Origin of the sequence: Nitratireductor sp. PBL-C9, assembly GCF_050877045.1 — a bacterium.
Classification (GTDB): domain Bacteria; phylum Pseudomonadota; class Alphaproteobacteria; order Rhizobiales; family Rhizobiaceae; genus Nitratireductor; species Nitratireductor aquimarinus.
Map to the genome: position 1 here is coordinate 123,617 of NZ_JBPAXW010000006.1, position 21,573 is coordinate 145,189.

General features: G+C 61.8%; 22 protein-coding genes. 12 read left to right on the forward strand and 10 right to left on the reverse strand.

Features of this window, described 5'->3' with window-relative positions; all coding sequences use genetic code 11:
* Positions 1–43: 43 nt before the first annotated feature.
* From accD to ACRTG1_RS14110, 8 genes are all read right to left on the reverse strand, one after another.
* A complete protein-coding gene (accD, locus tag ACRTG1_RS14075) occupies positions 44–994 on the reverse strand; it encodes an acetyl-CoA carboxylase, carboxyltransferase subunit beta (protein ID WP_206546516.1) in 951 nt (316 codons plus the stop codon).
* A gap of 42 nt (positions 995–1,036) precedes the next feature.
* Positions 1,037–1,876 carry a tryptophan synthase subunit alpha gene (trpA, locus tag ACRTG1_RS14080; RefSeq protein WP_432516435.1) on the reverse strand — a complete coding sequence of 280 codons (840 nt, stop codon included), beginning with the start codon at positions 1,874–1,876 and terminating at the stop codon, positions 1,037–1,039.
* A gap of 114 nt (positions 1,877–1,990) precedes the next feature.
* Complete coding sequence (locus ACRTG1_RS14085; RefSeq protein ID WP_113153693.1) at positions 1,991–2,233, reverse strand: hypothetical protein; 243 nt, start codon at positions 2,231–2,233, stop codon at positions 1,991–1,993.
* A gap of 2 nt (positions 2,234–2,235) precedes the next feature.
* Complete coding sequence (gene trpB, locus ACRTG1_RS14090; protein ID WP_297563667.1) at positions 2,236–3,456, reverse strand: tryptophan synthase subunit beta; 1,221 nt, start codon at positions 3,454–3,456, stop codon at positions 2,236–2,238.
* Positions 3,457–3,466: 10 nt separating this feature from the next.
* Positions 3,467–4,132, reverse strand: coding sequence for a phosphoribosylanthranilate isomerase (locus tag ACRTG1_RS14095; RefSeq protein WP_113153692.1), 666 nt, complete (start codon positions 4,130–4,132; stop codon positions 3,467–3,469).
* 156 nt (positions 4,133–4,288) lie between these two features.
* Positions 4,289–5,053, reverse strand: coding sequence for a M48 family metallopeptidase (locus tag ACRTG1_RS14100; protein ID WP_206545522.1), 765 nt, complete (start codon positions 5,051–5,053; stop codon positions 4,289–4,291).
* A 95-nt stretch (positions 5,054–5,148) separates the two neighbouring features.
* Positions 5,149–5,580, reverse strand: a complete 432-nt coding sequence (locus ACRTG1_RS14105) for a DUF2852 domain-containing protein (protein ID WP_113156104.1) — start codon at positions 5,578–5,580, stop codon at positions 5,149–5,151.
* Positions 5,581–5,743: 163 nt separating this feature from the next.
* The gene (locus ACRTG1_RS14110) at positions 5,744–6,517 is read right to left on the reverse strand and encodes an alpha/beta hydrolase (RefSeq protein ID WP_432516436.1); all 774 of its coding nucleotides are present in this window, start codon (positions 6,515–6,517) and stop codon (positions 5,744–5,746) included.
* Between the two features lie 182 nt (positions 6,518–6,699).
* Between ACRTG1_RS14110 and infC the strand changes: the two genes are divergently transcribed.
* The 8 genes from infC to pheT all read left to right on the forward strand — a co-directional run bounded on the left by infC (position 6,700) and on the right by pheT (position 13,783).
* Positions 6,700–7,242: a translation initiation factor IF-3 gene (gene infC, locus ACRTG1_RS14115; RefSeq protein WP_113153689.1), complete on the forward strand. Its 543-nt coding sequence runs from the start codon at positions 6,700–6,702 to the stop codon at positions 7,240–7,242.
* A 132-nt stretch (positions 7,243–7,374) separates the two neighbouring features.
* Positions 7,375–8,010 (forward strand): methyltransferase family protein, encoded by a 636-nt coding sequence (locus ACRTG1_RS14120; protein ID WP_206553334.1) that lies wholly within the window; start codon positions 7,375–7,377, stop codon positions 8,008–8,010.
* A gap of 245 nt (positions 8,011–8,255) precedes the next feature.
* Positions 8,256–8,456, forward strand: coding sequence for a 50S ribosomal protein L35 (gene rpmI / locus ACRTG1_RS14125; protein WP_007009054.1), 201 nt, complete (start codon positions 8,256–8,258; stop codon positions 8,454–8,456).
* A 37-nt stretch (positions 8,457–8,493) separates the two neighbouring features.
* Positions 8,494–8,895 (forward strand): 50S ribosomal protein L20, encoded by a 402-nt coding sequence (gene rplT, locus ACRTG1_RS14130; protein ID WP_007009055.1) that lies wholly within the window; start codon positions 8,494–8,496, stop codon positions 8,893–8,895.
* 86 nt (positions 8,896–8,981) lie between these two features.
* Positions 8,982–9,869 (forward strand): serine/threonine protein phosphatase, encoded by an 888-nt coding sequence (locus tag ACRTG1_RS14135; protein ID WP_206553333.1) that lies wholly within the window; start codon positions 8,982–8,984, stop codon positions 9,867–9,869.
* Positions 9,866–10,951 (forward strand): phenylalanine--tRNA ligase subunit alpha, encoded by a 1,086-nt coding sequence (gene pheS, locus ACRTG1_RS14140; protein ID WP_113153686.1) that lies wholly within the window; start codon positions 9,866–9,868, stop codon positions 10,949–10,951. Before ACRTG1_RS14135 ends, pheS begins: the two co-directional genes overlap by 4 nt.
* Positions 10,951–11,373, forward strand: coding sequence for an ASCH domain-containing protein (locus ACRTG1_RS14145; RefSeq protein WP_206553332.1), 423 nt, complete (start codon positions 10,951–10,953; stop codon positions 11,371–11,373). Before pheS ends, ACRTG1_RS14145 begins: the two co-directional genes overlap by 1 nt.
* A gap of 4 nt (positions 11,374–11,377) precedes the next feature.
* Positions 11,378–13,783: a phenylalanine--tRNA ligase subunit beta gene (pheT, locus tag ACRTG1_RS14150; RefSeq protein ID WP_432516437.1), complete on the forward strand. Its 2,406-nt coding sequence runs from the start codon at positions 11,378–11,380 to the stop codon at positions 13,781–13,783.
* 8 nt (positions 13,784–13,791) lie between these two features.
* Here pheT and rhuM read toward each other — a convergent pair whose 3' ends face one another.
* Positions 13,792–14,814, reverse strand: a complete 1,023-nt coding sequence (rhuM, locus tag ACRTG1_RS14155; protein WP_297563656.1) for a RhuM family protein — start codon at positions 14,812–14,814, stop codon at positions 13,792–13,794.
* 116 nt (positions 14,815–14,930) lie between these two features.
* Here rhuM and ACRTG1_RS14160 point away from each other — a divergent pair, with 116 nt between their 5' ends.
* The gene (locus ACRTG1_RS14160; protein WP_113153683.1) at positions 14,931–15,917 is read left to right on the forward strand and encodes a Gfo/Idh/MocA family protein; all 987 of its coding nucleotides are present in this window, start codon (positions 14,931–14,933) and stop codon (positions 15,915–15,917) included.
* A 33-nt stretch (positions 15,918–15,950) separates the two neighbouring features.
* Here ACRTG1_RS14160 and ACRTG1_RS14165 read toward each other — a convergent pair whose 3' ends face one another.
* Positions 15,951–16,574 (reverse strand): cell wall hydrolase, encoded by a 624-nt coding sequence (locus ACRTG1_RS14165; protein ID WP_222474334.1) that lies wholly within the window; start codon positions 16,572–16,574, stop codon positions 15,951–15,953.
* A gap of 365 nt (positions 16,575–16,939) precedes the next feature.
* On the opposite strand from ACRTG1_RS14165, the gene dnaK reads away from it, so the two are divergent.
* From dnaK to dnaJ, 3 genes are all read left to right on the forward strand, one after another.
* Entirely contained in the window at positions 16,940–18,853 is a 1,914-nt protein-coding gene (gene dnaK, locus ACRTG1_RS14170; protein WP_113153682.1) for a molecular chaperone DnaK, read from the forward strand.
* Positions 18,854–19,081: 228 nt separating this feature from the next.
* Entirely contained in the window at positions 19,082–20,179 is a 1,098-nt protein-coding gene (locus ACRTG1_RS14175) for an acyltransferase family protein (RefSeq protein WP_432516438.1), read from the forward strand.
* A 155-nt stretch (positions 20,180–20,334) separates the two neighbouring features.
* Positions 20,335–21,459: a molecular chaperone DnaJ gene (gene dnaJ, locus ACRTG1_RS14180; protein ID WP_113153680.1), complete on the forward strand. Its 1,125-nt coding sequence runs from the start codon at positions 20,335–20,337 to the stop codon at positions 21,457–21,459.
* The last annotated feature ends 114 nt before the right edge of the window (positions 21,460–21,573 follow it).

Here is a 21,573-nt window from a genome sequence, read left to right on the forward strand (position 1 = left end):
TCCGAAGAAGGATGGGGTCTCGGCCGGCGACAGCCAGTCTGGCTCAGGCCTTGGGCTGCTCGGCTTCTGCCTCGGGCGCAGCGTCCGAAACGGCCTCGGCCTCTTCAACCACCACCTCTTCGACGATTTCCGGCTTGGCCTCGACCTTCTCCTTCAGGAGAATTTTAAGGAGCCGCGCAATGGTCTCACGCATTTCCAGACGCGAAACCACCATGTCGACCATGCCGTGGTCGCGCAGATATTCAGCCCGCTGGAAGCCTTCCGGCAGCTTCTCGCGAATGGTCTGCTCGATCACGCGGGGGCCGGCAAAGCCGATCAGCGCGCCCGGCTCTGCGATGTGAACATCGCCCAGCATGGCGTAGGACGCCGTCACGCCGCCGGTGGTCGGGTTGGTCAGCACGACGATGTAAGGCAGGCCCGCTTCCTTCAGCCGGTCCAGCGCAACCGTGGTGCGCGGAAGCTGCATCAGCGAAAGAATGCCTTCCTGCATGCGCGCGCCACCCGAAGCAGCATAAAGCACCAGCGGAAGCTTGCGCTCCACAGCCGTCTCGAAGGCGCGGACGATCGCTTCACCGGCAGCCATGCCGAGCGAGCCGCCCATGAAGGCGAAGTCCTGAACGGTTGCCACCAGCTCCAGACCTTCCACGCGGCCAACACCGCTCAGCACAGCGTCTTCCATGCTGGTCTTGGCCTTGGCGTCGCGCAGGCGGTCGGTGTAGCGGCGCTCATCGCGGAATTTCAGCGGGTCGATCACGACCTTCGGATTTTCCAGAACCGCGTATTCGCCATCGTCAAAGAAGGACTTCAACCGCTCGCGAGCGGAAATCTTCATGTGATGACCGGAGGAGGGAATGACCCAGAGATTGTCTTCCAGATCCTTGTGGAAGACCATTTCGCCACTCTCGGGATCCTTGATCCAGAGGTTCTCCGGCATTTCCCGACGACCGAGCATCGAGTTGATCTTCGGCCTCACATAGCTGGTGATCCAGTTCATTCCATTTGCCTTCTTTTCTTCTGGATACTGAGAATGCGCCGTCTATCGGGCAACAGCAAGGCGCGCTTCCCGCACGCCGTCCGCAAGCCCTTTGACGAGGGTCGCAACGGCCTCGGCGGGGTCTTCAATCCTGTTGCCATCGGCGTCGTAACACTGTGCGATGGTCGCCACGATGGCGCTGCCGACAACAACACCGTCCGCGACCTCGCCAATCGCCCGCGCCTGGCGCGCCGTCTTCACCCCGAACCCGACGCAGATCGGCAGGTCCGTGTGTTCCTTGATGCGCGAAACCGCAGCCGAAACATTGTTCGTGTCCGGCAGGGCCGAACCCGTCACACCCGTCATCGACACGTAATAGACGAAGCCCGACGTGTTCTCCAGCACCTTCGGCAGGCGCGCTTCGTCGGTCGTCGGCGTGGCAAGACGAATGAAGTTCAGCCCCGCTTTGATGGTCGGAACGCAAAGCTCCTGATCCATCTCCGGCGGCAGGTCGACGATGATCAGACCGTCAATGCCCGCTTCCTTCGCATCGGAGAGAAAGCGGTCCACACCATAGATGTAGATCGGGTTGTAATAGCCCATCATTACGATGGGTGTGTCGTCGTCGTCTTCCCGGAAATCCCGCGCCATCCGGAGCGTCCTGGAAAGCGTCTGCCCGCCTTTGAGCGCGCGCAGGCCGGCGGCCTGAATGGCCGGGCCATCGGCCATCGGGTCGGAGAAGGGCATGCCCAGCTCGATCACGTCGCTGCCCGCCGCAGGCAGCGCCTTCATGATCGACAGCGCGGTCTCATAGTCCGGGTCGCCGCCCATGAAATAGGTCACGAGCGCGGGACGGTTCTCTTCCTTCAGCCGCGCAAAGCGGCGGTCAATGCGGGTGGTCATGTCAGTCTCTGGTCCTCGTACATCCAGCGCGGCGCCCCCACGCCGTCTTGCATTCCTTGCGGTTGCAGCGGCCTCGGCGCTCGATCACGAACGCGGCAACACCATGCAAACAGATCATCCCTCAGCGTGTTCGCGGATATCGATGGTCACGGCGAAAGCATAGAACCCATCGCGCTCGATCCGGCTTTTAGCCTCATCGGGATCGAACGCGATGCGCGGTTCGCCGTCATCGGCCACATGGGTCAGGAAAGCAAGGTTCTGGCTTTCCCGGATCCCCTGCGGGTTTTCCCTATCGTCGTCCTGGCGGATGGCCACATAGTGGTGCCGGTTTTGCTTGGAGCGATAGATTTCGAACATGTTCAGATCTCCATGCCGAGCATCTTTCCAACGGTATGCACGTCCTTGTCTCCGCGACCGGAGAAATTGACGATCATGATCTGGTCCTTGCCCATGGTCGGCGCAAGCTTGATCGCATGGGCAATCGCGTGGGCCGATTCCAGCGCCGGGATGATGCCCTCAAGACGCGTCGTCATCTGGAACGCCTCGATCGCCTCATCGTCCAGAATGGGCGAATAGATCACACGACCGGAATCCTTCAGCCAGCTGTGCTCCGGCCCGACACCGGGATAGTCCAGCCCCGCAGACACCGAATGCCCGTCGAGGATCTGCCCGTCATCGTTCTGCAACAGATAGGTGCGGTTGCCATGCAGCACGCCCGGACGGCCAGCCGTCATGGAAGCGCAGTGCTCGTCGCCCTCCAGCCCGTGTCCGCCGGCCTCGACGCCGTGGATCTCCACCTGGCGGTCATCGAGGAAGGGATGGAACAGGCCGATGGCGTTCGAACCGCCGCCCACCGCCGCCACGATGGCGTCGGGCAGCCGGCCTTCCAGTTCCTGGATCTGCTCGCGTGCTTCCGTGCCGATCACCGACTGAAGATCGCGCACCAGCTCGGGATAGGGATGCGGGCCTGCCGCCGTGCCGATCAGGTAATAGGTGTCTTCAACATTCGTCACCCAGTCGCGCAGCGCCTCGTTCATGGCGTCTTTCAGCGTGCCGTGCCCCGAAGAAACCGGCTTCACCTCGGCGCCCAGAAGATGCATGCGGAAGACATTCGGCTTCTGCCGCTCCACATCGGTCGCGCCCATATAGACCACGCAGGGCAGGCCGAAGCGGGCCGACACGGTGGCCGAGGCCACGCCATGCTGACCGGCCCCGGTCTCGGCGATGATGCGGGTCTTGCCCATGCGCTTGGCGAGCAGGATCTGGCCGAGGCAATTGTTGATCTTGTGCGAACCGGTGTGGTTCAGGTCTTCGCGCTTGAAGTAGATCTTCGCGCCGCCCAGATGCTCGGTCAGGCGTTCTGCGAAATAGAGCGGCGAGGGCCGGCCCGTATAGTGACGGCCGAGATATTCGAGCTCGGCCCGAAACGCCGGATCGTCCTTGGCCTCGTTCCAGTGTTTTTCCAGATCGAGGATCAGCGGCATCAGCGTTTCGGCAACGAACCGGCCGCCAAAGATGCCGAACATGCCGTCATCATCCGGGCCAATCCGGAAGGAATTGGGTTCTGCCGGTTTGTTCAAGGTGTTCTCCTCATGCCAGAACCGCATCGCCTTCACGCGCCGCCCGGACGGCGCGGAAGAAATTGCGTATCAGATCCGGATCTTTCTCACCGGGCGCACGTTCCACGCCTGACGAAATGTCAATTGCGCGGGGCGACGCGGCATTCAGCGCCGCGCCGATATTGGCCGCGTTCAGCCCACCGGAAAGCATGTAATCCACGCCATCGTCAAGGGCCGCAAGCAGCTCCCAGTCGAAGGATACACCATTGCCGCCGGGAAGGTCAGATCCCTTCGGCGGTTTGGCGTCGAACAGGAAACGGTCGGCGATGCCACGATAGGGCGCGATCTTCTCGAGATCGGCTGCCTCGCGGATCGCAAAAGCCTTCATCACCGGCAGCCCGTACCGTGCCTTCACCTCGGCCACGCGCTCCGGGCTCTCGGCCCCGTGGAGCTGCAGGATATCGGGCTTTGCCGCCGCGACAATGGCGTCGAGCGCCGCGTCATCGGCGTTGACCGTGACGGCCACCACATCCGCGCGACCGCGCGCAGCCTCACGCAGGCGACCGGCCTGATCCGGCTCCACATGGCGCGGGCTCTTTTCAAAGAAGATGAAGCCGATATGGCTCGCTCCGCCGTCCAGCGCGGCAGCCAGCGCTTCCTCGGTCTTCAGACCGCAGATCTTTACGTCGAGTGTCATGTCAGGGAAGTCGCACGAAAAGGCGGCGGAGTCGAGGCACAACGCGATTGAGCCAGCCGGCTGGAGGCGAGGATATGCGGGGCGTCAGGCGGCCAACCGGGGGGAGGTGGCGGCGCCGAGCGCCATCTCACAAGCGCACTCAGCCCAACACAACCGTCACTCAAAGCCGATGGCCTGCAATGCGGTTCCGTTGCGCTTGAGCCAGTCCTTGCAGCGATCCGTTTCCGGCGACAGCTCCTTGCAGAGCTTCCAGAAGCGGGGACCGTGGTTCATTTCGCGCAGATGCGCGACCTCGTGCGCGACCAGATAGTCGATCACCAGCGGCGGGGCCATCATGATGCGCCAGGAGAAGGAGAGAACGCCGTCGGAGGTGCAGGAACCCCAGCGGCTTTTGGTGTCGCGGAAGCGGATCGCGCGGGCGCGCTTGTCGATGGTGGCCGTATGCCGGGCGACCAACGCCTCGATATCGCGCTTGGCCTCGCGCTTCAGGAAATCGGCGACACGGCGGGGCAGGTGCTCCGGGTCGCCATAGACGACCAGCACCGGCGCGCCATCACGCGTGGCGACATGTGCGGCCCCGCGACGGCCGGTCTCATGCACGATCAGATGCGGCTCACCACGCACCGGGATCTTGATGCCCGCGCGCACCACAGGGCGCTCGGGCAGCTTTTTCAGCTTTTCCTCGAGCCAGCCCGTGTGGCGGTCCAGAAACGCCTCCACCTCACGCGACCGGGAGAGCCCCGGCGGCACGGTGATGCGAAGACCTCTCCCGCCCGGCTCAATGCGCAGGGTCAGGCGCTTGGCGCGCGCATTCTCAACGATGCGCAAAGGCAGCTCGCGCCCGGCCACCCGGTGCGTGCGTTCGGTCGGCGGTGCGGCGACCTTAAGCCCGATCATTTTGTTGAGAAATCCAAGCGCCATGGTGAAAGTTTAAGCGATTCGTGAGCGAAAATGCGCAAAGAAAACGGCACCTCAAAGAGATGCCGTTCCAGTCATATGCCTGCCGTTTTGGAAAATCAGTCCTCGTCGGTCACGTCCGGCACGGACTTGCCACGGCCTGATTTGCGGCCCTTGTTGCGCTCGTTCATAAAACGATCGAACTCGTCCTGATCCTTGGCGCGGCGCAGTTCGCGCATGTATTCGTCGAACTCGTCACGCGCCTCGTCGAGCTTGCGGCGCTCTTCAGCGAGCCGGTCGAGCTCCTTGTTGCGCCAGTCGTCAAAGGCAACGTTGCCGGTAAACGACTGGCTCCGCGAGGCGCGGCGGCAGCCGGCGAAGACTTCATCAGTCTTGCGGTTGACGTCCTTCTTGAACTCCCCGAGGCGATCACCCCACAGAATGTAAGCGAGCATGGCGAGGCCGAGCGGCCAGAAAACCATGAAACCCACCACCATCAGAGCAATCGTCGCTGGCGTCCAGGCAGGACGGATAAGTGCAGAATTTGTCATGATCACCCGTTCCTTTCCTTGAGCATGCAACCCCCGGGAAGTTGCATGAATTCGAGATGGGGGCTGTTTTTCAGGTTTCAAGGAAATGGTAAACGAGAAACAGTCAATCCTTTGTTTTTCCTATATTTATTTCCGCACTCACCGGCCAATTTCGACAATTGGCCTAAACCGGACGCTCGATCAAACCTTCCAGCGACCGCAAGATCAACGCGATATCCTGGGGTCTGGAAAGCCGGTGATCGCCATCGCCGATCAGCGAGATGGTGACATCGTCTGCCGGCAGATGCTCGGCCAGCCGCATGGCATGGGCGAAAGGCACATCGGGATCTGCCTTGCCCTGCAGGATATGCACCGGGCAATGGGTGTCGATGACGCCGTCGAGCACCAGGTTCTTCCTGCCGTCCTCGAAAAGCGCGCGGGTGTAAACATAGGGCTCGTCGGAATATTCGGACGGCTCTTCCATATAGCCCTTCTCTTCCAGATCCCGCCGGTTGGCGTCCGAAAGCTTCGGCTCGACCAGCACGCTGGTGAAATCGGGCGCGGGCGCAAGAAGAAGAAGGCCGGCCAGCCGGTCGCCCTCGCCCGCCCTGTTGAGCTCCTGCGCCATGCGCAGCGCGATCCATGCGCCCATGGACGAGCCGACGAGGATCTGCGGGCCTTCGGTCATGGCGCGAAACACGCCGAGGCTCTGCTCGAGCCAAAGGGATATGGTGCCATCGCGGAAGGCGCCGCCGGACTCGCCATGCCCCGAGTAATCATGCCGCAGGAAGGCGTGTCCCGCCTCGCCGGCCCACGCATCAAGCGCCTCGGCCTTGGTGCCCAGCATGTCGGACTTGTAGCCGCCCAGCCAGACAGCGCCCGGCGCTCTGCCGGTCCGGTGGCGATAGGCGATGTCCGTATCGCCGATCTTCAGGAAGCTGGGGGTGGCGTCCGTCATGGTTTGGCTCCTTATTTACCCGGATAAATTCTTTCAACCGCACCGTTTCCGGCATAATCAAAAGGTGCGACGTGATTCTTTTGACCTTATATGCTATTGACACTTCGCCTGCCGAGACGACATACGCCTCGGCTAAACAGTGCCGAAACCCAGTGATTTAACAATTCGAGGAGATCACGACCATTCGCAGACCATTCAAAGCGCCGCCTCAGAAAGTAGAAGGCCCGCGCGCAAACCGCGACATCCGGGTTCCCCAGATTCAGCTCATCGACGACGAAGGCAACAACCGCGGCGTGCTCGCCACGGAAGATGCCCTGCGTCTTGCAGAAGAGGCCGGACTTGACCTGGTTGAGGTGGCAGCGAACGCCAAGCCGCCTGTGTGCAAGATCACCGATCTCGGCAGGATGAAATATCAGACTCAGAAGAAGGCTGCCGAGGCGCGCAAGAAGCAGAAGACCATCGAGATCAAAGAGATCAAGATGCGTCCGAACATCGACTCTCATGATTATGAGGTGAAGATGAAGGCTGTGCGCCGTTTCTTCGAGGCTGGCGACAAGGTCAAGCTGACGCTCCGTTTCCGTGGCCGCGAAATGGCCCATATGGAACTCGGCATGAAGCTCCTCAACCGCGTCAAGGAAGAGGTCGAGCCGATTGCCAAGGTGGAAGCCGAGCCCAAGCTCGAAGGCCGCCAGATGATGATGGTTCTGGCGCCCCGCACCACGTAACAGGCCTGCGCCCGCAAGGGCCGGGGCCGTTTCGACGCGAAAAAGCCGGAACTTTGTCCGGCTCTTCCCCCATAAAATGCCGCATTCTCTCCCTAGCAAAACCATAAACATGGTTTGCTAGGGGGTTTTCGCGTGTCCATTCATCAGATTGCGCTTGGACAGTTCCAGCGCCTGCGCATCGCCAGTTTCTGGCTGATTGCCTCTCTGCTGTGCGGCTTCGTTCTCTTTTTCCATTCCGGCTGGGCGCATTACCAGCCACTCGGCATTGATGTTGAGGAGATCATCGAGATCGCCGGCCTCGGCCTGATCGGCATCGCCATCGTGGGCAGGCTCTGGTGCACGCTCTATATCGGCGGGCGCAAGGCGGCGGAGCTGGTGCAGGACGGCCCCTACTCGATCACACGCAATCCGCTCTATGTCTTTTCCACCATCGGCGCGATGGGTGTGGGCGCGCAGACCGGCAGCATCATCGCGGCGCTGATCTGCGGCGCTCTGGCCGCTTTCATTCTCAGCATCACCGCGCGTCGCGAAGAACACCACCTGCGCGACACCTTCGGCGACGCCTATGACGCCTACGCGGCGCGCGTGCCTTCATTCCTCCCGAACCCAAAGCTCTTTCACGATCCCAAGACGCTGACCATCCTGCCGGAGCGGCTTTACGGAACGCTGCGGGACGGCCTGATCTTCTTTCTGGCCATGCCGGCCTTCGAACTGGTCGAATATGTCCAGGATCTCGGGCTGCTGCCCACTCTGTTCCGTCTCTACTGATCCGGCCCCGCAACCCCGCCCCGCAACGCGGCCAAATCAGGAGTTGCGCAATCTTTCGCCCCCCGCTATAAGGCCGCGTTCCTGGACCGGCCGGCAGGGCATGCCGTGGCGGTCCTTAATGCTGAAAAGCACACGCAGGGAACCGAGCAGACGAAATGCGGCTCAGGCCGCCGCCGGATTTCCGGCGCTCCTTGCGGAGCCGTTTGCACCGACACACCGGCGTGAGCCAAGAACGGAGAAGCAAAATGCCCAAGATGAAGACGAAGTCTTCTGTCAAGAAGCGGTTCAAGGTAACCGCCACCGGCAAGGTGAAAGTCGCAGCTGCTGGCAAGCGCCACGGCATGATCAAGCGTTCCAACAAGTTCATCCGCGATGCCCGCGGCACGATGGTTCTTTCCGATCCCGATACGAAGATCGTGAAGAAGTTCATGCCCTACGGCCTGTAATCGCAGGAACCCGGAACACATTTAAGGAGATCATGTCATGGCACGCGTAAAGAGGGGCGTTACCGCCCACGCCAAGCACAAGAAGGTCATGAAAGCCGCCAAGGGTTTCTACGGCCGTCGCAAGAACACCATTCGCATCGCCAAGCAGGCGGTCGAAAAGTCGATGCAGTACGCCTACCGCGATCGCAAGGCTCGCAAGCGCAATTTCCGCGCTCTGTGGATCCAGCGCATCAACGCCGGCGCACGCGAACACGGCCTGACCTATGGCCGCTTCATCGACGGTCTGAACAAGGCCGGCATCGAGATCGATCGCAAGGTGCTGGCCGACATGGCCGTGCATGAGCCGCAGGCATTCGCCGCTCTGGTGAAGAAGTCCAAGGAAGCGCTCGTGTACCTCAAGGACACCACCCCGAATGCTTTTGAAAGCGCTGTCGCCTAAGGCCAGCGCTTCCCGAAGCAATCAGGTTTAGTTCGGGAAACCCGCGCTGGCAGGGCTGGCGCGGGTTTTTCTTTGTGATGAAGACCATGAACGACGAGACGAGACACGAGCAGGACGTTCTTTCGCCGGAAGCGACGGCGACACTGCTGCGCATGCTCATCACCGGTGAGCGCGAGCGCGTCTCCTCGGCCGTGCTCGACGGACAGACCGTCTGGATCAAGCGTTATGATGTGGAGCGGGTGCCGGTGGCCAAATGGCTGCACACGGCGCTGACGCCGCTGATGCCCTCCGCCTTTCTGCGCGCGTCACCTAAAACGAACAGGGCAAGCGCCATCGACCGTGAAGCGCGCAAGCTCGAAGCCTTCCGCGCCGCAGGGCTGCCAACGGCGAAACTGCTCTTCCGCAACGACAGGGTGCTCGTTCTGTCGAATGTGGCTCCCATCGCCCAGAACGAGCTGGCCATGCTGGCGCACCACGGCGAAGACGCGGCCCATGACAGGCTCCTCGTTGACGCGGCGCGGGCTCTGCACGACGCGCACAGGCGCGGGTTGTGTCACGGCCGTCCTCACCCGCGCGACATGTTCATCACCAGCGATGAACGCTGGGGCTTCGTCGACTTCGAGGAAGAACCCGAAGCCTCCATGCCGCTTGCCACGGCGCAGGCGCGTGACGTCTGGCTTCTGTTTCTGCAGATCTGCATGCAGGCGAAGCAGCCCGAAACGCCGCAGGCGGCGTTCGACGCCTATTTCGCCGCCCCGCCTTCCGGAGTGCGCGACGCACTGCGGCGGATCGTCCGATTTCTCTCGCCGCTCATCCCCTTTCTCGGCGCAATCGAGCACAGGGGGCTTGGCAGCGACGGCAAGCGCGTGTTGAAAGCGACACGGTTTCTCAAAACGGCTCTCGGCAACGCGGCGGCCAGCCCCGCCGAAATGAGCCAGCACGACATCAAACCCAAAAAGGGCTACGAGGCATGAGCGAACTCGAAGAACTGGAAAAGACCATCGCCGGGCAGATCGCCACGGCCGCCGACGAGCAGGAGATCGAGGCGGTGCGCGTTGCGACGCTCGGCAAAAAGGGCTCGGTCTCGCAGATGCTGAAGACGCTCGGCTCCATGTCGCCGGAAGAGCGGCAGGTGATGGGCCCGGCGATCAACGGTCTCAAGGCGCGCGTCACCGAAGCGCTGACCACAAGGCGCACCGAGCTGCGCGAAGCCGCCATCGATGCCCGGCTGGAGCGTGAGAAGGTCGATGTGACCCTGCCCGTACGCCGCCCGCCGGCCGAGCGCGGCCGCATCCACCCGATCAGCCAGGTGATCGACGAGATCACGGCCATCTTCGCCGATATGGGCTTCGCCATCGCCGAAGGTCCGGACATCGAGACCGACTATTACAACTTCACGGCGCTTAACTTCCCCGAAGGCCATCCGGCCCGCGAGATGCACGACACCTTCTTCTTCCCGCCGGATGAGAAGGGTGAGCGCAAGCTCCTGCGCACGCACACCTCGCCGGTTCAGATCCACACGATGGAAGCCCAGGAACCGCCGATCCGCATCGTCATTCCGGGCAAGACCTACCGTCAGGATTCGGATGCCACGCATTCGCCCATGTTCCACCAGCTCGAAGGGCTGGTGATCGACAAGACGGCCAATGTCGCCAACATGAAGTGGGTCCTGCAGGAATTCTGCAAATCCTTCTTCGAGGTGCCGCAGCTGAACATGCGCTTCCGCCCGTCCTTCTTCCCCTTCACCGAGCCGAGCCTGGAAGTGGACATCCAGTGCGACCGCTCGCAGCCGGGCGAAGTGCGCTTCGGCGAGGGCAATGACTGGATGGAGATCCTCGGCTGCGGCATGGTGCACCCCAATGTGCTGCGCGCCTGCGGTCTCGATCCGGACGAGTATCAGGGCTTTGCCTGGGGCATGGGCATCGACCGTATCGCCACGCTGAAATACGGCATGCCTGACCTGCGCGATTATTTCGACGCGGATGTGCGCTGGCTGGAGCATTACGGCTTCCGCCCGCTCGACCTGCCGACGCTTTTCGGCGGATTGAGCGCCTGATGAGTTTGTCTCAAGGCCATGGCGAGACGATCCGTTTCGCGTTCGGCGACAGCCCGGCGCTGGCAGATGAACTGCTGGAGCTGGTGCTTGCCGGACGCAAGACGGCGACCTGCGGGGCCTTGAGCGACTTCGAGGCCGGCGGCGAGCCAATGCCGCAGGTTGGGCGGCAGGATATCGTCCTTGACGGCAAGGGACGCCCTGCTGCCGTAATCGAGACGGTAGAGATCACCATTCGCGCCTTTAGCGAAGTGGACGAAGATTTTGCACGCGCCGAAGGCGAGGGAGACCTCTCGCTGACATGCTGGCGTGAGGGACATGAGGCCTATTTCCAGCGAAATGGCGGCTTCAGCCCCGATATGAAACTGGTTTGCGAGCGGTTCCGGCTGGTGAAAATCCTGGAACGGCAAGACCCGAAGGAATGATGCCATGAAATTCACGCTCTCCTGGCTCAAGGAGCACCTTGAGACCGACGCCACGCTCGACGAGATCGTCGAGAAGCTCACCATGATCGGCCTTGAGGTCGAAGAGGTGGACGACAAGGCGTCGCTGAAGCCGTTCGTGATCGCAAAGATTCTGACGGCCGAGCAGCATCCCGATGCCGACCGGCTGCGGGTTCTTTCCGTCGACACGGGTGACGGCAAGCCGGTTCAGGTGGTCTGCGGCGCGCCCAATGCGCGTGCGGGCCTTATCGGCGCGTTCGCGGCGCCCGGCGCTTATGTGCCCGGCATCGACGTGACGCTCTCCGTCGGCAAGATCCGCGGCGTGGAAAGCCACGGCATGATGTGCTCGGAACGCGAGCTGCAGATGTCGGACGAGCACAACGGCATCATCGACCTGCCCGAAGACGCCCCCGTCGGCACTTCATTCGCAAGCTGGGCGAACCTTGACGACCCGGTGATCGAGATCGGTCTGACGCCGAACCGTCCCGACTGCACCGGCGTGCATGGCATTGCCCGCGATCTGGCGGCTGCCGGCCTTGGCACGCTCAGGGATGCGCCCATTGCGCCGGTTGCCGGCAAGGGCGCGTGCCCTGTCGAGCTGACCATCGAAGCACCGGAGCTTTGCCCCGGCTTCGCGCTGCGTCTCGTGCGCGGTGTGAAGAACGGCCCCTCGCCCAAATGGATGCAGCAGCGTCTGACGGCGATTGGCCTGCGCCCGATCAACGCGCTGGTCGACATCACCAACTATGTGACCTTCGATCTTGGCCGCCCGCTCCACGTCTTCGACGCCGCCAAGGTGAAGGGCGACCTCACCGTGCGCCGGGCCAAAGAAGGCGAGACGGTTCTGGCGCTTGACGAGCGCACGTACAAACTCACCCCGGAGATGTGCGTCATCGCCGATGGCAATGGCGTCGAGTCGATTGCCGGCATCATGGGCGGCGAGCACTCGGGCTGTGATGAGAACACCACGGACGTGCTGATCGAATCCGCCCTCTGGGACGCGATGAACATCGCCCGCACCGGCCGCGATCTCGGCATCATCACCGATGCGCGCTACCGCTTCGAGCGCGGCGCGGACCCGGAGATGATGGAGCCCGGTCTTGAAGTCGCCACCCGGCTCGTTCTGGACCTGTGCGGCGGCGAGCCGAGCGAAAGCCGCGTGGTCGGCTATCAGGGCTACGAGCCGCGCAGCATCACCTTCCCGGTGAGCGAGGTGAAGCGCCTGACCGGTCTCGATGTGTCGAGTGCCGAGAGCAAGGACATTCTCCAGCGTCTCGGCTTCGCCTCCACGGGCGAGGGCGACGTGCTTGAGGTTTCCGTGCCGTCCTGGCGGCCGGACATCGACGGCAAGGCCGATCTGGTGGAAGAGGTGATGCGCATTCACGGCGTGAACGAGATCGCGCCCGAGCCCCTCTCCTCCCACGGCGCGGTCAACAGCCAGATCCTCACCGTCCTGCAGAACCGCACCCGCAATGCGCGGCGCGCTCTTGCCGTGCGCGGCATGATGGAAGCCGTGACCTGGACCTTCATCGATGAAGCGCAGGCGAAGCTCTTCGGTGGTGGCGATGCATCGCTCAAGCTCTCCAACCCGATTGCCGCAGCCATGTCGGACATGCGCCCCTCGCTGCTGCCGGGCCTGATCGCAGCCGCCCAGCGCAATGCAGCGCGCGGCTTTGCCGATGTGGCTCTGTTCGAGGTGTCGAGCACCTATGAGAATGACAGCTATGCTGGCCAGCGCCGGGTTGCCGGCGGCATCCGCCGCGGCACGGCAAAGATGGACGGCTCCGGGCGTCACTGGTCGGGCAACAGCGAAGCGGTCGGCGTGTTCGACGCCAAGGCCGATGCGCTGGCCGCTCTCGAGGCAGCGGGCGCACCTGTCGACAAGCTGCAGATCGTGGCCGGTGGTCCGGACTGGTATCACCCGGGCCGCTCCGGCACGATCCGTCTTGGACCCAAGATCGTGCTCGCCACGTTCGGTGAGATTCACCCGCGCACGCTGGAGGCGCTGGACGCCGAAGGACCGATCTGCGGTTTCGAGGTGTTCATCGACACGATCCCCGAGCCCAAGGCGAAGGCAACGCGCACCAAGCCGCGCCTGGAGCTTTCACCCTTCCAGCTCGTGCGCCGCGATTTCGCCTTTGTGGTCGACAAATCGGTCGAGGCGGCAACCATCGAGCGGGCAGCCGCGGCAGCCGACAAGAAGCTCGTGACCGCCGTGCGCGTGTTCGACATCTTCGAGGGCGCATCGCTCGGCGAAGACAAGAAGTCGGTCGCCATCGAAGTCTCGATCCAGCCGCGCGAAAAGACGCTGACGGACGAGGAACTCGAAGCCATCGCCGGCCGCATCGTGGCCAATGTCGGCAAGCAGACCGGCGGCACGCTGCGCGGTTAGATCACATATCAGCGGCGCCCTTTGGGGAGCCGCTTGGCTTCGCGGACGAGTGCAGAAATGTGCTCGTCCGCTTTCTTATGGCGTTCAATTTTGAGCTGTTCGGAATACCGTGTGTATTCGCTGCGCGCATGTTCTTTTGCAGCCTCCGCGCTAACGCTGCCACCTGAACGCAGAACGGTTCGTCCAAGTCCGACCAGCTGCGCCTCCAGAAGACGGGTCGCATCGTCCATCACCACCAGACGGCCAAGATCCGCCTGATCTTCGAATATGTCGAGGAGGATCGTGGTCAGGCGATTGAGTTCGCGGAGCTCCGCTTCGGCCAGATAGTTCTTGGAAACAGTCACATCCCGTTTTCGGATTGCGTCGCCGGGCCAGCTTTGCAAGCCCATATTCTCGAACTGGTGGTTGGCGCGCGCCTGCACCAGTTCTGATGGCGTCTGCGAAACGACGGCATAAATCAGCTTTGCCTGCGTCTGCTGAAAGAAGCTCTGCGCGCTTGCTGAACGCCCATCATAGTCCTGGCACAGGGCGCAGATTCGCTGCAGTTCCCGATAAACATTCGCTTCATCGGAACGAATGTCCCGGATGATCTCCCGCAGTTCCGCAATGCGATCCCGGTTGCTTTCCTGCTTCAGGCGCACGGCATCCACAACGAAGCCCTTGCGCGCGAACTGAACCAGAATCCCGGTGGCCCAGCGGCGGAACAGGGTGGCCTGCGCGGACGAGACCCGGTAGCCAACAGAGATGATCATATCGAGGCTGTAGAGTACGGCTGGACGTCCTCGAGTTGTTTGCATTTTTTGCAAAGAACTCTCTTCGTCCAACTCTCCTTCGGCAATCACATTCGTTACATGCCGGGATATGACGGAGACGTCACGTCCGAAAAGCCGGGCGATCTGCTCCTGCGTCATCCAGAGCGTTTCAGCTTCATAACGGATATCGAGCCGCAGCCCCTTTTCACCGTCGTAGATCAGAAAGCGATCTCCGGTTTCTCCATCTTCCACCAGGTGAACCGGCTCATCTGCAGGCATGGGTGTCTCCAAGACTGTTTGCGGAACATTAGCAGAACAAAAAGAGTCGGAAAACCTTATCGGTTTTCTTTCCCCGAACTATGTGATTGCCTGCGCCAAATTCAGGAGGAGAATCCATGTTCCGTTGGGGCGTTCTTTCGACGGCCAAGATCGGTCGCGAGCAGGTTATTCCGCAGATCCAGGATGCCGAAAACGGCGTGGTGACGGCGATTGCCAGCCGCGATGAGGCCAAAGCGCAGGCGCTGGCTGCGCGCTTCGGCATTCCGCACACCTTCTCGTCCTACGACGCGCTTCTCGCCTCGCCGGATGTGGACGGCGTCTACATCCCGCTGCCGACCTCCGATCATGTGGACTGGGCCATCAGGGCGGCCGACGCCGGCAAGCACGTGCTGGTCGAAAAGCCGCTGGCGCTCGATGCAAAGGACATTGCCCGCGTCATCGAGGCGCGCGACCGGAACAATGTCGTCGTCTCGGAAGCTTTCATGGTCACTTACCACCCGCAATGGCACAAGGTGCGTGACCTGATCGCCGAAGGCGCCATCGGCCGGCTGCGGCATGTACAGGGCGTGTTCTGCTATCACAATGTCGACCCCGACAACATGCGCAACAAGCCGGAGCTTGGCGGTGGCGGCCTGCCCGACATTGGCGTCTACCCCACGGTCACCACCCGCTTTGCAACCGGCAGCGAGCCGCAGCGCGTGCAGGCGATGGTGGAGCGCGACCCGAATTTCGGCACCGACATCTACGCCAGCGCCAAGGCCGATTTCGGCAACTTCGAACTGACCTTCTACGTCTCGACGCAGATGGCGCTCAGACAGTCGATGGTGTTCCATGGCGACAAGGGGTTCATTGAGGTCAACGCCCCCTTCAACACCCCGGACTATGGCGATACCCGCGTTACCGTGTTCAGCGCCGATCACAACAGCGCCAGCGTCCACCGTTTTCCCCGCGCCCGGCAGTACCGCCTGCAGGCGGAAGCCATCGCGCGGGCGGCGCGGGGCGAAGAGGCGGCGATCTTCACGCTCGAGGATTCGGTGAAGAACCAGAAACTCATAGACGCCATCTATCGCGCCGCCACCCATGATGGCTGGGAGACAGTCTAGCAGAAGCCGCTGCCGCAGGGTGCGGCGGCACTTTCAGACTCCGTCGGCGGACCGGGGCGACAGGAAGATGTGTCGCCCGATCTGGCCATGCCTGTGCATCTGTTTAGCCCATCTGGGGCTGACATAATTGGCATAGTAATGCGTGGCGTCGACGGCCAGATAGTTGGTTTTGTCGACCAGCGTGTAATTGTTGCATTCAGGTGCGCAGGAGTATCGGGCCTTGGCGATCCTGAATGCGAGCTGCCAGGCTTCGGCATCTTTCGGCACCAGTGAAATGCCTGTGCAGGCGAATGAAAACTGGCAGCGATTGCGCCAGCGCGCATTTTGAAAGACCACGCCACAAATGCTGGGCGGATATGCAGGCGACCTGCTTCTGTTGAAGATCACCATCGCGACGGCCTTCTGCCCGCTCACCGTTTCTCCCCGCGCCTCGTAATAGATGGCGGTGGCCAGACAGGTGCGCTCCGCAAGGCGATTGATTGCCACAAGGGCGTCCTCCACGGCGGCGGGCTTCTGCGCCGCCCTGAGCGCCATGGCGACCGGCAGCCTGATCGGTGCTCTCTTCGCGCCAGCCTTCTTTTCTTCGTTCTCCCAGATACAGCCTGCCTGGAGCAGGAACGACACAACGAGCCCCCAGAACACGAATCTTCGGACCATTATTTTCCCGGATGTCAGTTTGATCGGCGGTTATCGCCTGAGCCAAATCCCCCCTCGGCGACCCGCTCTCACATCAGCGGCAGCCGATCAAATTGACTTTTCCTCAAAGTCCGAAGCGTTCCGTTTCATCATCAACGCCGCGCGGGGCAAGCGTCAGAGCGCCGGTCGCGGCCTCCGAACCCCGCTTTCGAAGCCAAATCGGGGCAAATCCCGCCTTGCGCTTGAAAAATCCCATTCTTATATACGCCACGAAGCCGTTTGGCGCGTTTCGTCCTGAGGCGCTGCTGCGGCAATTTCGTGTGAACAGGGGCTGTCATCTGGAACGCCGGTATGGGTCCTGACAGTCTGCTTTGCGGAGAGAAGATATGGCAAAAGTAATCGGTATCGACCTCGGAACGACCAATTCCTGCGTCGCCGTCATGGATGGCAAGGACGCGAAGGTTATTGAGAACGCGGAAGGTGCACGCACCACCCCGTCCATCGTGGCATTCACGGATTCGGGCGAGCGTCTCGTCGGCCAGCCGGCCAAGCGTCAGGCTGTCACCAACCCGGAAAACACGCTTTTCGCGATCAAGCGCCTGATCGGCCGTCGCTTCTCCGACCCCACGGTCGAGAAGGACAAGAAGCTGGTCCCCTACAAGATCGTCAAGGCTGACAATGGCGATGCATGGGTTGAAGCCCATGGCGAGACCTATTCGCCTTCGCAGATCTCGGCGATGACCCTTCAGAAGATGAAGGAAACGGCTGAGTCCTATCTCGGCGAGAAGGTCGAGCAGGCCGTCATCACCGTGCCCGCATACTTCAACGACGCCCAGCGTCAGGCCACCAAGGACGCCGGCAAGATCGCCGGTCTTGAAGTCCTGCGCATCATCAACGAGCCGACTGCAGCAGCGCTTGCCTATGGTCTCGACAAGAAAGACGGCAAGACCATCGCCGTTTACGACCTTGGCGGCGGCACGTTCGACGTTTCGATCCTCGAGATCGGTGACGGCGTGTTCGAGGTGAAGTCCACCAATGGCGACACCTTCCTCGGCGGTGAAGACTTCGACATGCGTCTGGTCGAGTACCTGGCGGCTGAGTTCAAGAAAGAGCAGGGCATCGACCTGCAGCAGGACAAGCTTGCCCTGCAGCGCCTGAAGGAAGCTGCCGAGAAGGCCAAGATCGAGCTGTCGTCCGCTTCGCAGACCGAAATCAACCTGCCCTTCATCACGGCCGACCAGTCGGGTCCGAAGCACCTGACCATGAAGCTGACCCGCGCCAAGTTCGAGAGCCTCGTCGAGGATCTCGTGAAGCGCACTGTCGAGCCCTGTAAGGCCGCTCTGAAGGATGCCGGCCTCAACGCTGGCGAGATCGACGAAGTGGTTCTGGTCGGCGGCATGACCCGCATGCCGAAGGTTCAGGAGACCGTGAAGGCCTTCTTCGGCAAGGACCCGCACAAGGGTGTGAACCCGGACGAAGTGGTCGCCATGGGCGCCGCCATTCAGGCCGGTGTTCTGCAGGGTGACGTGAAGGACGTTCTGCTGCTCGACGTGACCCCGCTTTCGCTGGGCATCGAGACGCTCGGTGGCGTGTTCACGCGCCTGATCGACCGCAACACGACGATCCCGACCAAGAAGAGCCAGGTCTTCTCGACCGCCGAGGACAATCAGAATGCCGTGACCATCAACGTGTTCCAGGGTGAACGCGAAATGGCTGCGGACAACAAGAGCCTTGGCCGCTTCGACCTGACCGGTCTTCCGCCCGCACCGCGCGGCGTGCCGCAGATCGAGGTCACGTTCGACATCGACGCCAACGGCATCGTGAACGTGTCCGCGAAGGACAAGGGCACCGGCAAGGAGCAGGCGATCCGCATTCAGGCTTCCGGCGGTCTCAGCGACGATGAGATCGACAACATGGTGAAGGACGCCGAGTCCAACGCCGAGGCCGACAAGAAGCGCCGCGAGGCGGTCGAAGCCAAGAACCAGGCCGAGGCCCTCATCCACTCCACGGAGAAGTCGCTTGGCGAATATGGCGACAAGGTCTCCGAGGAAGAGAAGAAGGCCATCGAAGACGCACTCGCCGACCTGAAGACGGCCGTCGAGGGCGACGACGCCGAGGACATCAAGGCGAAGACCAACACCCTCGCCGAAGCTTCCATGAAGCTTGGTCAGGCCATGTACGAGGCCAGCCAGACCGAAGCTGCCGAGGCAGACGCAGCGGCTGACGCCAAGGCTTCCGGCGACGATGTCGTTGACGCCGATTTCGAAGAGATCGACGAAGACGACAAGAAGTCGGCCTGATCGTCAGGCAGTGAATCTGAAAAGCCCGGGGTTTTCGCCCCGGGCTTTTTTTCATGCCTTTTAAAGAATCCCCCCGATAAGATTGCCGGCAAACTGGAGCGTGGGACCGAAAATCGGCATCCGGTTTTTGGGTTATTCCGATGCTCGATCAATAACTTGGATCGCCCTTTATGCGTCCGAACGGACACAGGGCGCTCGAGAATATCTGTTGGATTGGCCGGGGGGCTCATGATCCGCTATCGACTTTATGAGATCTGGCGCTTTGCGGCAGCGCTTCTGATCATGCTTTACCACTTCGGCCACTTCGCGCCCGGCGAAGGGCTTCAGGTGAAAAACGAGCTGGAAGCGCTGCGGCCACTGCTCGACATGTTTTTCATCATATCCGGCTTTCTCATCTTCTCGCGCTATGGCGATCAGGTGCGCGATGCCCGGAGCTACGGCGTCTATCTATACAAGCGGCTGATACGCCTCTACCCGCTTCATCTGGCGACGCTGTCCTACTTCGTCTTTATCGGCCTTCTGGTTTCGCTCGGCGTTCTCCGCACCGGTGGCGAAGCCGCCCTTTTTGACTGGAGCGCCCTTCCCGCCAACCTGCTGCTGATCCAGGCCTGGGGCGTGGAAGACCATCTCACCTTCAATTTCGTCTCCTGGTCTCTCTCGGCGGAGTGGTTTGCCTATCTTCTCCTGCCCGTCATCATCATGGCCTATCGCCGTGGCGGGCTCACGGGCCTGTTCGGCCTCCTGTTCGCCTGCTACGCCATTCTGGAAGTAATGGTGCGCACGGGCGTCATGCCCTTCGAGAGCTGGGTTCAGGCAGACACATGGGGCGCTTACCGCACCTTTGCCGATTTCGTGCTGGGCGCGCTTCTTGCCGTGCTCGTGAGGCGCTCCGCGCTGACCGTGTCGGCCCGCTGGCCTGCCTGGGTCGCAATCCTGCTCGCCTGCACCTCCATGGCGCTCCGGCTCGACATCTATGTGACGCTTCTGCTCCTGGCGGTTGCCGTGTTTCTGGCTGGCGTCGTGGAGCGCAACAATCCCGATGGCTACACCTATCCCGCCTTCCTGCGCCCGGCGGCGGCCGTTTCCTTCGGCGTCTATCTGTGGCACCCGGTAACGGAGAGCATTTTCTTCTCCTTCATCTGGGGGCACTATATCCAGTCGCCCTCGGTCGCTCTGTTTTTCGCCTATACGGGCGCGGTGATGCTTCTGACGATTTTCGTCGCCATGGCGTCGTTCCGCTTCTTCGAAAACGTGCTTTCTGGATATCTGCTGAATGCTGCCGGCCTCGGCCGGCAGAAGCCGCGCACGAACGTGGCTGCAGCCTGACGGGGTTCCGGATGCCTGCGCGCATGGCGTGTGATGCCCCGTGCCGCTGGCAATCTGCCGCAAACTATGGCATTCGCTGTCGCGAATACCTAAATAACGGGCACTGATCGGGGGAACAGTGTTCGCTCCAAACAGATTATGCGGGACTCTCATTGATGAAGGCAGATTTTTACGAGACGCTCAGCGTGTCGAGAAACGCCGACGAGAAGGAACTTAAAAGCGCCTTTCGCAAACTCGCCATGCGGTACCATCCGGACCGCAACCCTGGCGATGGCGAGGCGGAAGAGAAGTTCAAGGAAGTCAACGAAGCCTACGAAACGCTGCGTGATCCGCAGAAGCGTGCGGCTTACGATCAGTTCGGCCATGCCGCTTTTGAAAATGGCGGCATGGGTGGACGCGGTGGCTTCGGCGGCGGTGGCGGCGGTTTCGCCGATATCTTCGAAGACATTTTCGGCGACATGATGGGCGGCGGGCGTCGCCGTGGCGGTCGCCAGCATGGCGCAGACCTGCGCTTCAACATGGAAATCACGCTGGAAGAGGCGTTCGCCGGCAAGACCGGGCAGATCCGCGTGCCAACCGCCGTGGCCTGTGACGACTGCGCCGGCACCGGCGCAAAGCCCGGCACGTCTCCGACCCAGTGTCAGATGTGCCATGGCTCGGGCCGTGTGCGCGCGGCACAGGGCTTCTTCTCCGTCGAACGCACCTGCCCGCAGTGTCAGGGGCGTGGCGAAACCATTTCCGACCCCTGCCAGAAGTGCTCCGGACAGGGCCGCGTGGCCGAAGAGCGCTCGCTCTCGGTCAACATCCCGGCCGGCATCGAAGACGGCACGCGCATTCGCCTTGCCGGCGAGGGCGAGGCCGGTCTGCGCGGCGGACCGCCCGGCGACCTCTACATCTTCCTGTCGGTCAAACCACACGAGTTTTTCCAGCGCGACGGCGCCGACCTTTACTGCAAGGTGCCCATCTCGATGACCACGGCAGCACTCGGCGGCTCTTTCGAGGTCACCACGCTGGATGGAACGCAGGCCCGTGTCAAAGTGCCCGAAGGGACCCAGAACGGCCGCCAGTTCCGCCTCAGCGGCAAGGGCATGCCCGTGCTGCGACAGACCAAGGTTGGCGATCTTTACATTCAGGTGGCCGTAGAAACGCCGCAAAACCTCACGAAAAAACAGCGTGAGCTTCTTGAAGAGTTCGAGAAAATTTCTTCAAAGGAAAATAGCCCGCAGTCGGCAGGCTTCTTTTCACGTATGAAGGACTTCTTCGAATCCTTCGGAGAATAGCCGCACGGTGCAATTGGACTGCATTGGGCTATTGGACTGGATCGGGCTGTTCGGCCCGATCTGCGGAATGGCGGGATACTTCCCGCAACAAAAATGATTTTATAACGGGGTTTT

Excerpts from the sequence above, each read along its gene's own strand:
- ACRTG1_RS14100 (WP_206545522.1), bottom strand. The coding sequence starts at position 5,053 with ATGGCGCTTGGATTTCTCAACAAAATGATCGGGCTTAAGGTCGCCGCA.
- ACRTG1_RS14160 (WP_113153683.1), top strand. The coding sequence starts at position 14,931 with ATGTTCCGTTGGGGCGTTCTTTCGACGGCCAAGATCGGTCGCGAGCAG.
- rhuM (WP_297563656.1), bottom strand. The coding sequence starts at position 14,814 with ATGCCTGCAGATGAGCCGGTTCACCTGGTGGAAGATGGAGAAACCGGA.
- ACRTG1_RS14145 (WP_206553332.1), top strand. The coding sequence starts at position 10,951 with ATGAGTTTGTCTCAAGGCCATGGCGAGACGATCCGTTTCGCGTTCGGC.
- ACRTG1_RS14105 (WP_113156104.1), bottom strand. The coding sequence starts at position 5,580 with ATGACAAATTCTGCACTTATCCGTCCTGCCTGGACGCCAGCGACGATT.
- rpmI (WP_007009054.1), top strand. The coding sequence starts at position 8,256 with ATGCCCAAGATGAAGACGAAGTCTTCTGTCAAGAAGCGGTTCAAGGTA.
- dnaJ (WP_113153680.1), top strand. The coding sequence starts at position 20,335 with ATGAAGGCAGATTTTTACGAGACGCTCAGCGTGTCGAGAAACGCCGAC.
- ACRTG1_RS14095 (WP_113153692.1), bottom strand. The coding sequence starts at position 4,132 with ATGACACTCGACGTAAAGATCTGCGGTCTGAAGACCGAGGAAGCGCTG.
- rplT (WP_007009055.1), top strand. The coding sequence starts at position 8,494 with ATGGCACGCGTAAAGAGGGGCGTTACCGCCCACGCCAAGCACAAGAAG.
- ACRTG1_RS14175 (WP_432516438.1), top strand. The coding sequence starts at position 19,082 with ATGATCCGCTATCGACTTTATGAGATCTGGCGCTTTGCGGCAGCGCTT.
- dnaK (WP_113153682.1), top strand. The coding sequence starts at position 16,940 with ATGGCAAAAGTAATCGGTATCGACCTCGGAACGACCAATTCCTGCGTC.
- trpA (WP_432516435.1), bottom strand. The coding sequence starts at position 1,876 with ATGACCACCCGCATTGACCGCCGCTTTGCGCGGCTGAAGGAAGAGAAC.
- ACRTG1_RS14135 (WP_206553333.1), top strand. The coding sequence starts at position 8,982 with ATGAACGACGAGACGAGACACGAGCAGGACGTTCTTTCGCCGGAAGCG.
- pheT (WP_432516437.1), top strand. The coding sequence starts at position 11,378 with ATGAAATTCACGCTCTCCTGGCTCAAGGAGCACCTTGAGACCGACGCC.
- pheS (WP_113153686.1), top strand. The coding sequence starts at position 9,866 with ATGAGCGAACTCGAAGAACTGGAAAAGACCATCGCCGGGCAGATCGCC.
- ACRTG1_RS14085 (WP_113153693.1), bottom strand. The coding sequence starts at position 2,233 with ATGTTCGAAATCTATCGCTCCAAGCAAAACCGGCACCACTATGTGGCC.
- ACRTG1_RS14110 (WP_432516436.1), bottom strand. The coding sequence starts at position 6,517 with ATGACGGACGCCACCCCCAGCTTCCTGAAGATCGGCGATACGGACATC.
- ACRTG1_RS14165 (WP_222474334.1), bottom strand. The coding sequence starts at position 16,574 with ATGGTCCGAAGATTCGTGTTCTGGGGGCTCGTTGTGTCGTTCCTGCTC.
- accD (WP_206546516.1), bottom strand. The coding sequence starts at position 994 with ATGAACTGGATCACCAGCTATGTGAGGCCGAAGATCAACTCGATGCTC.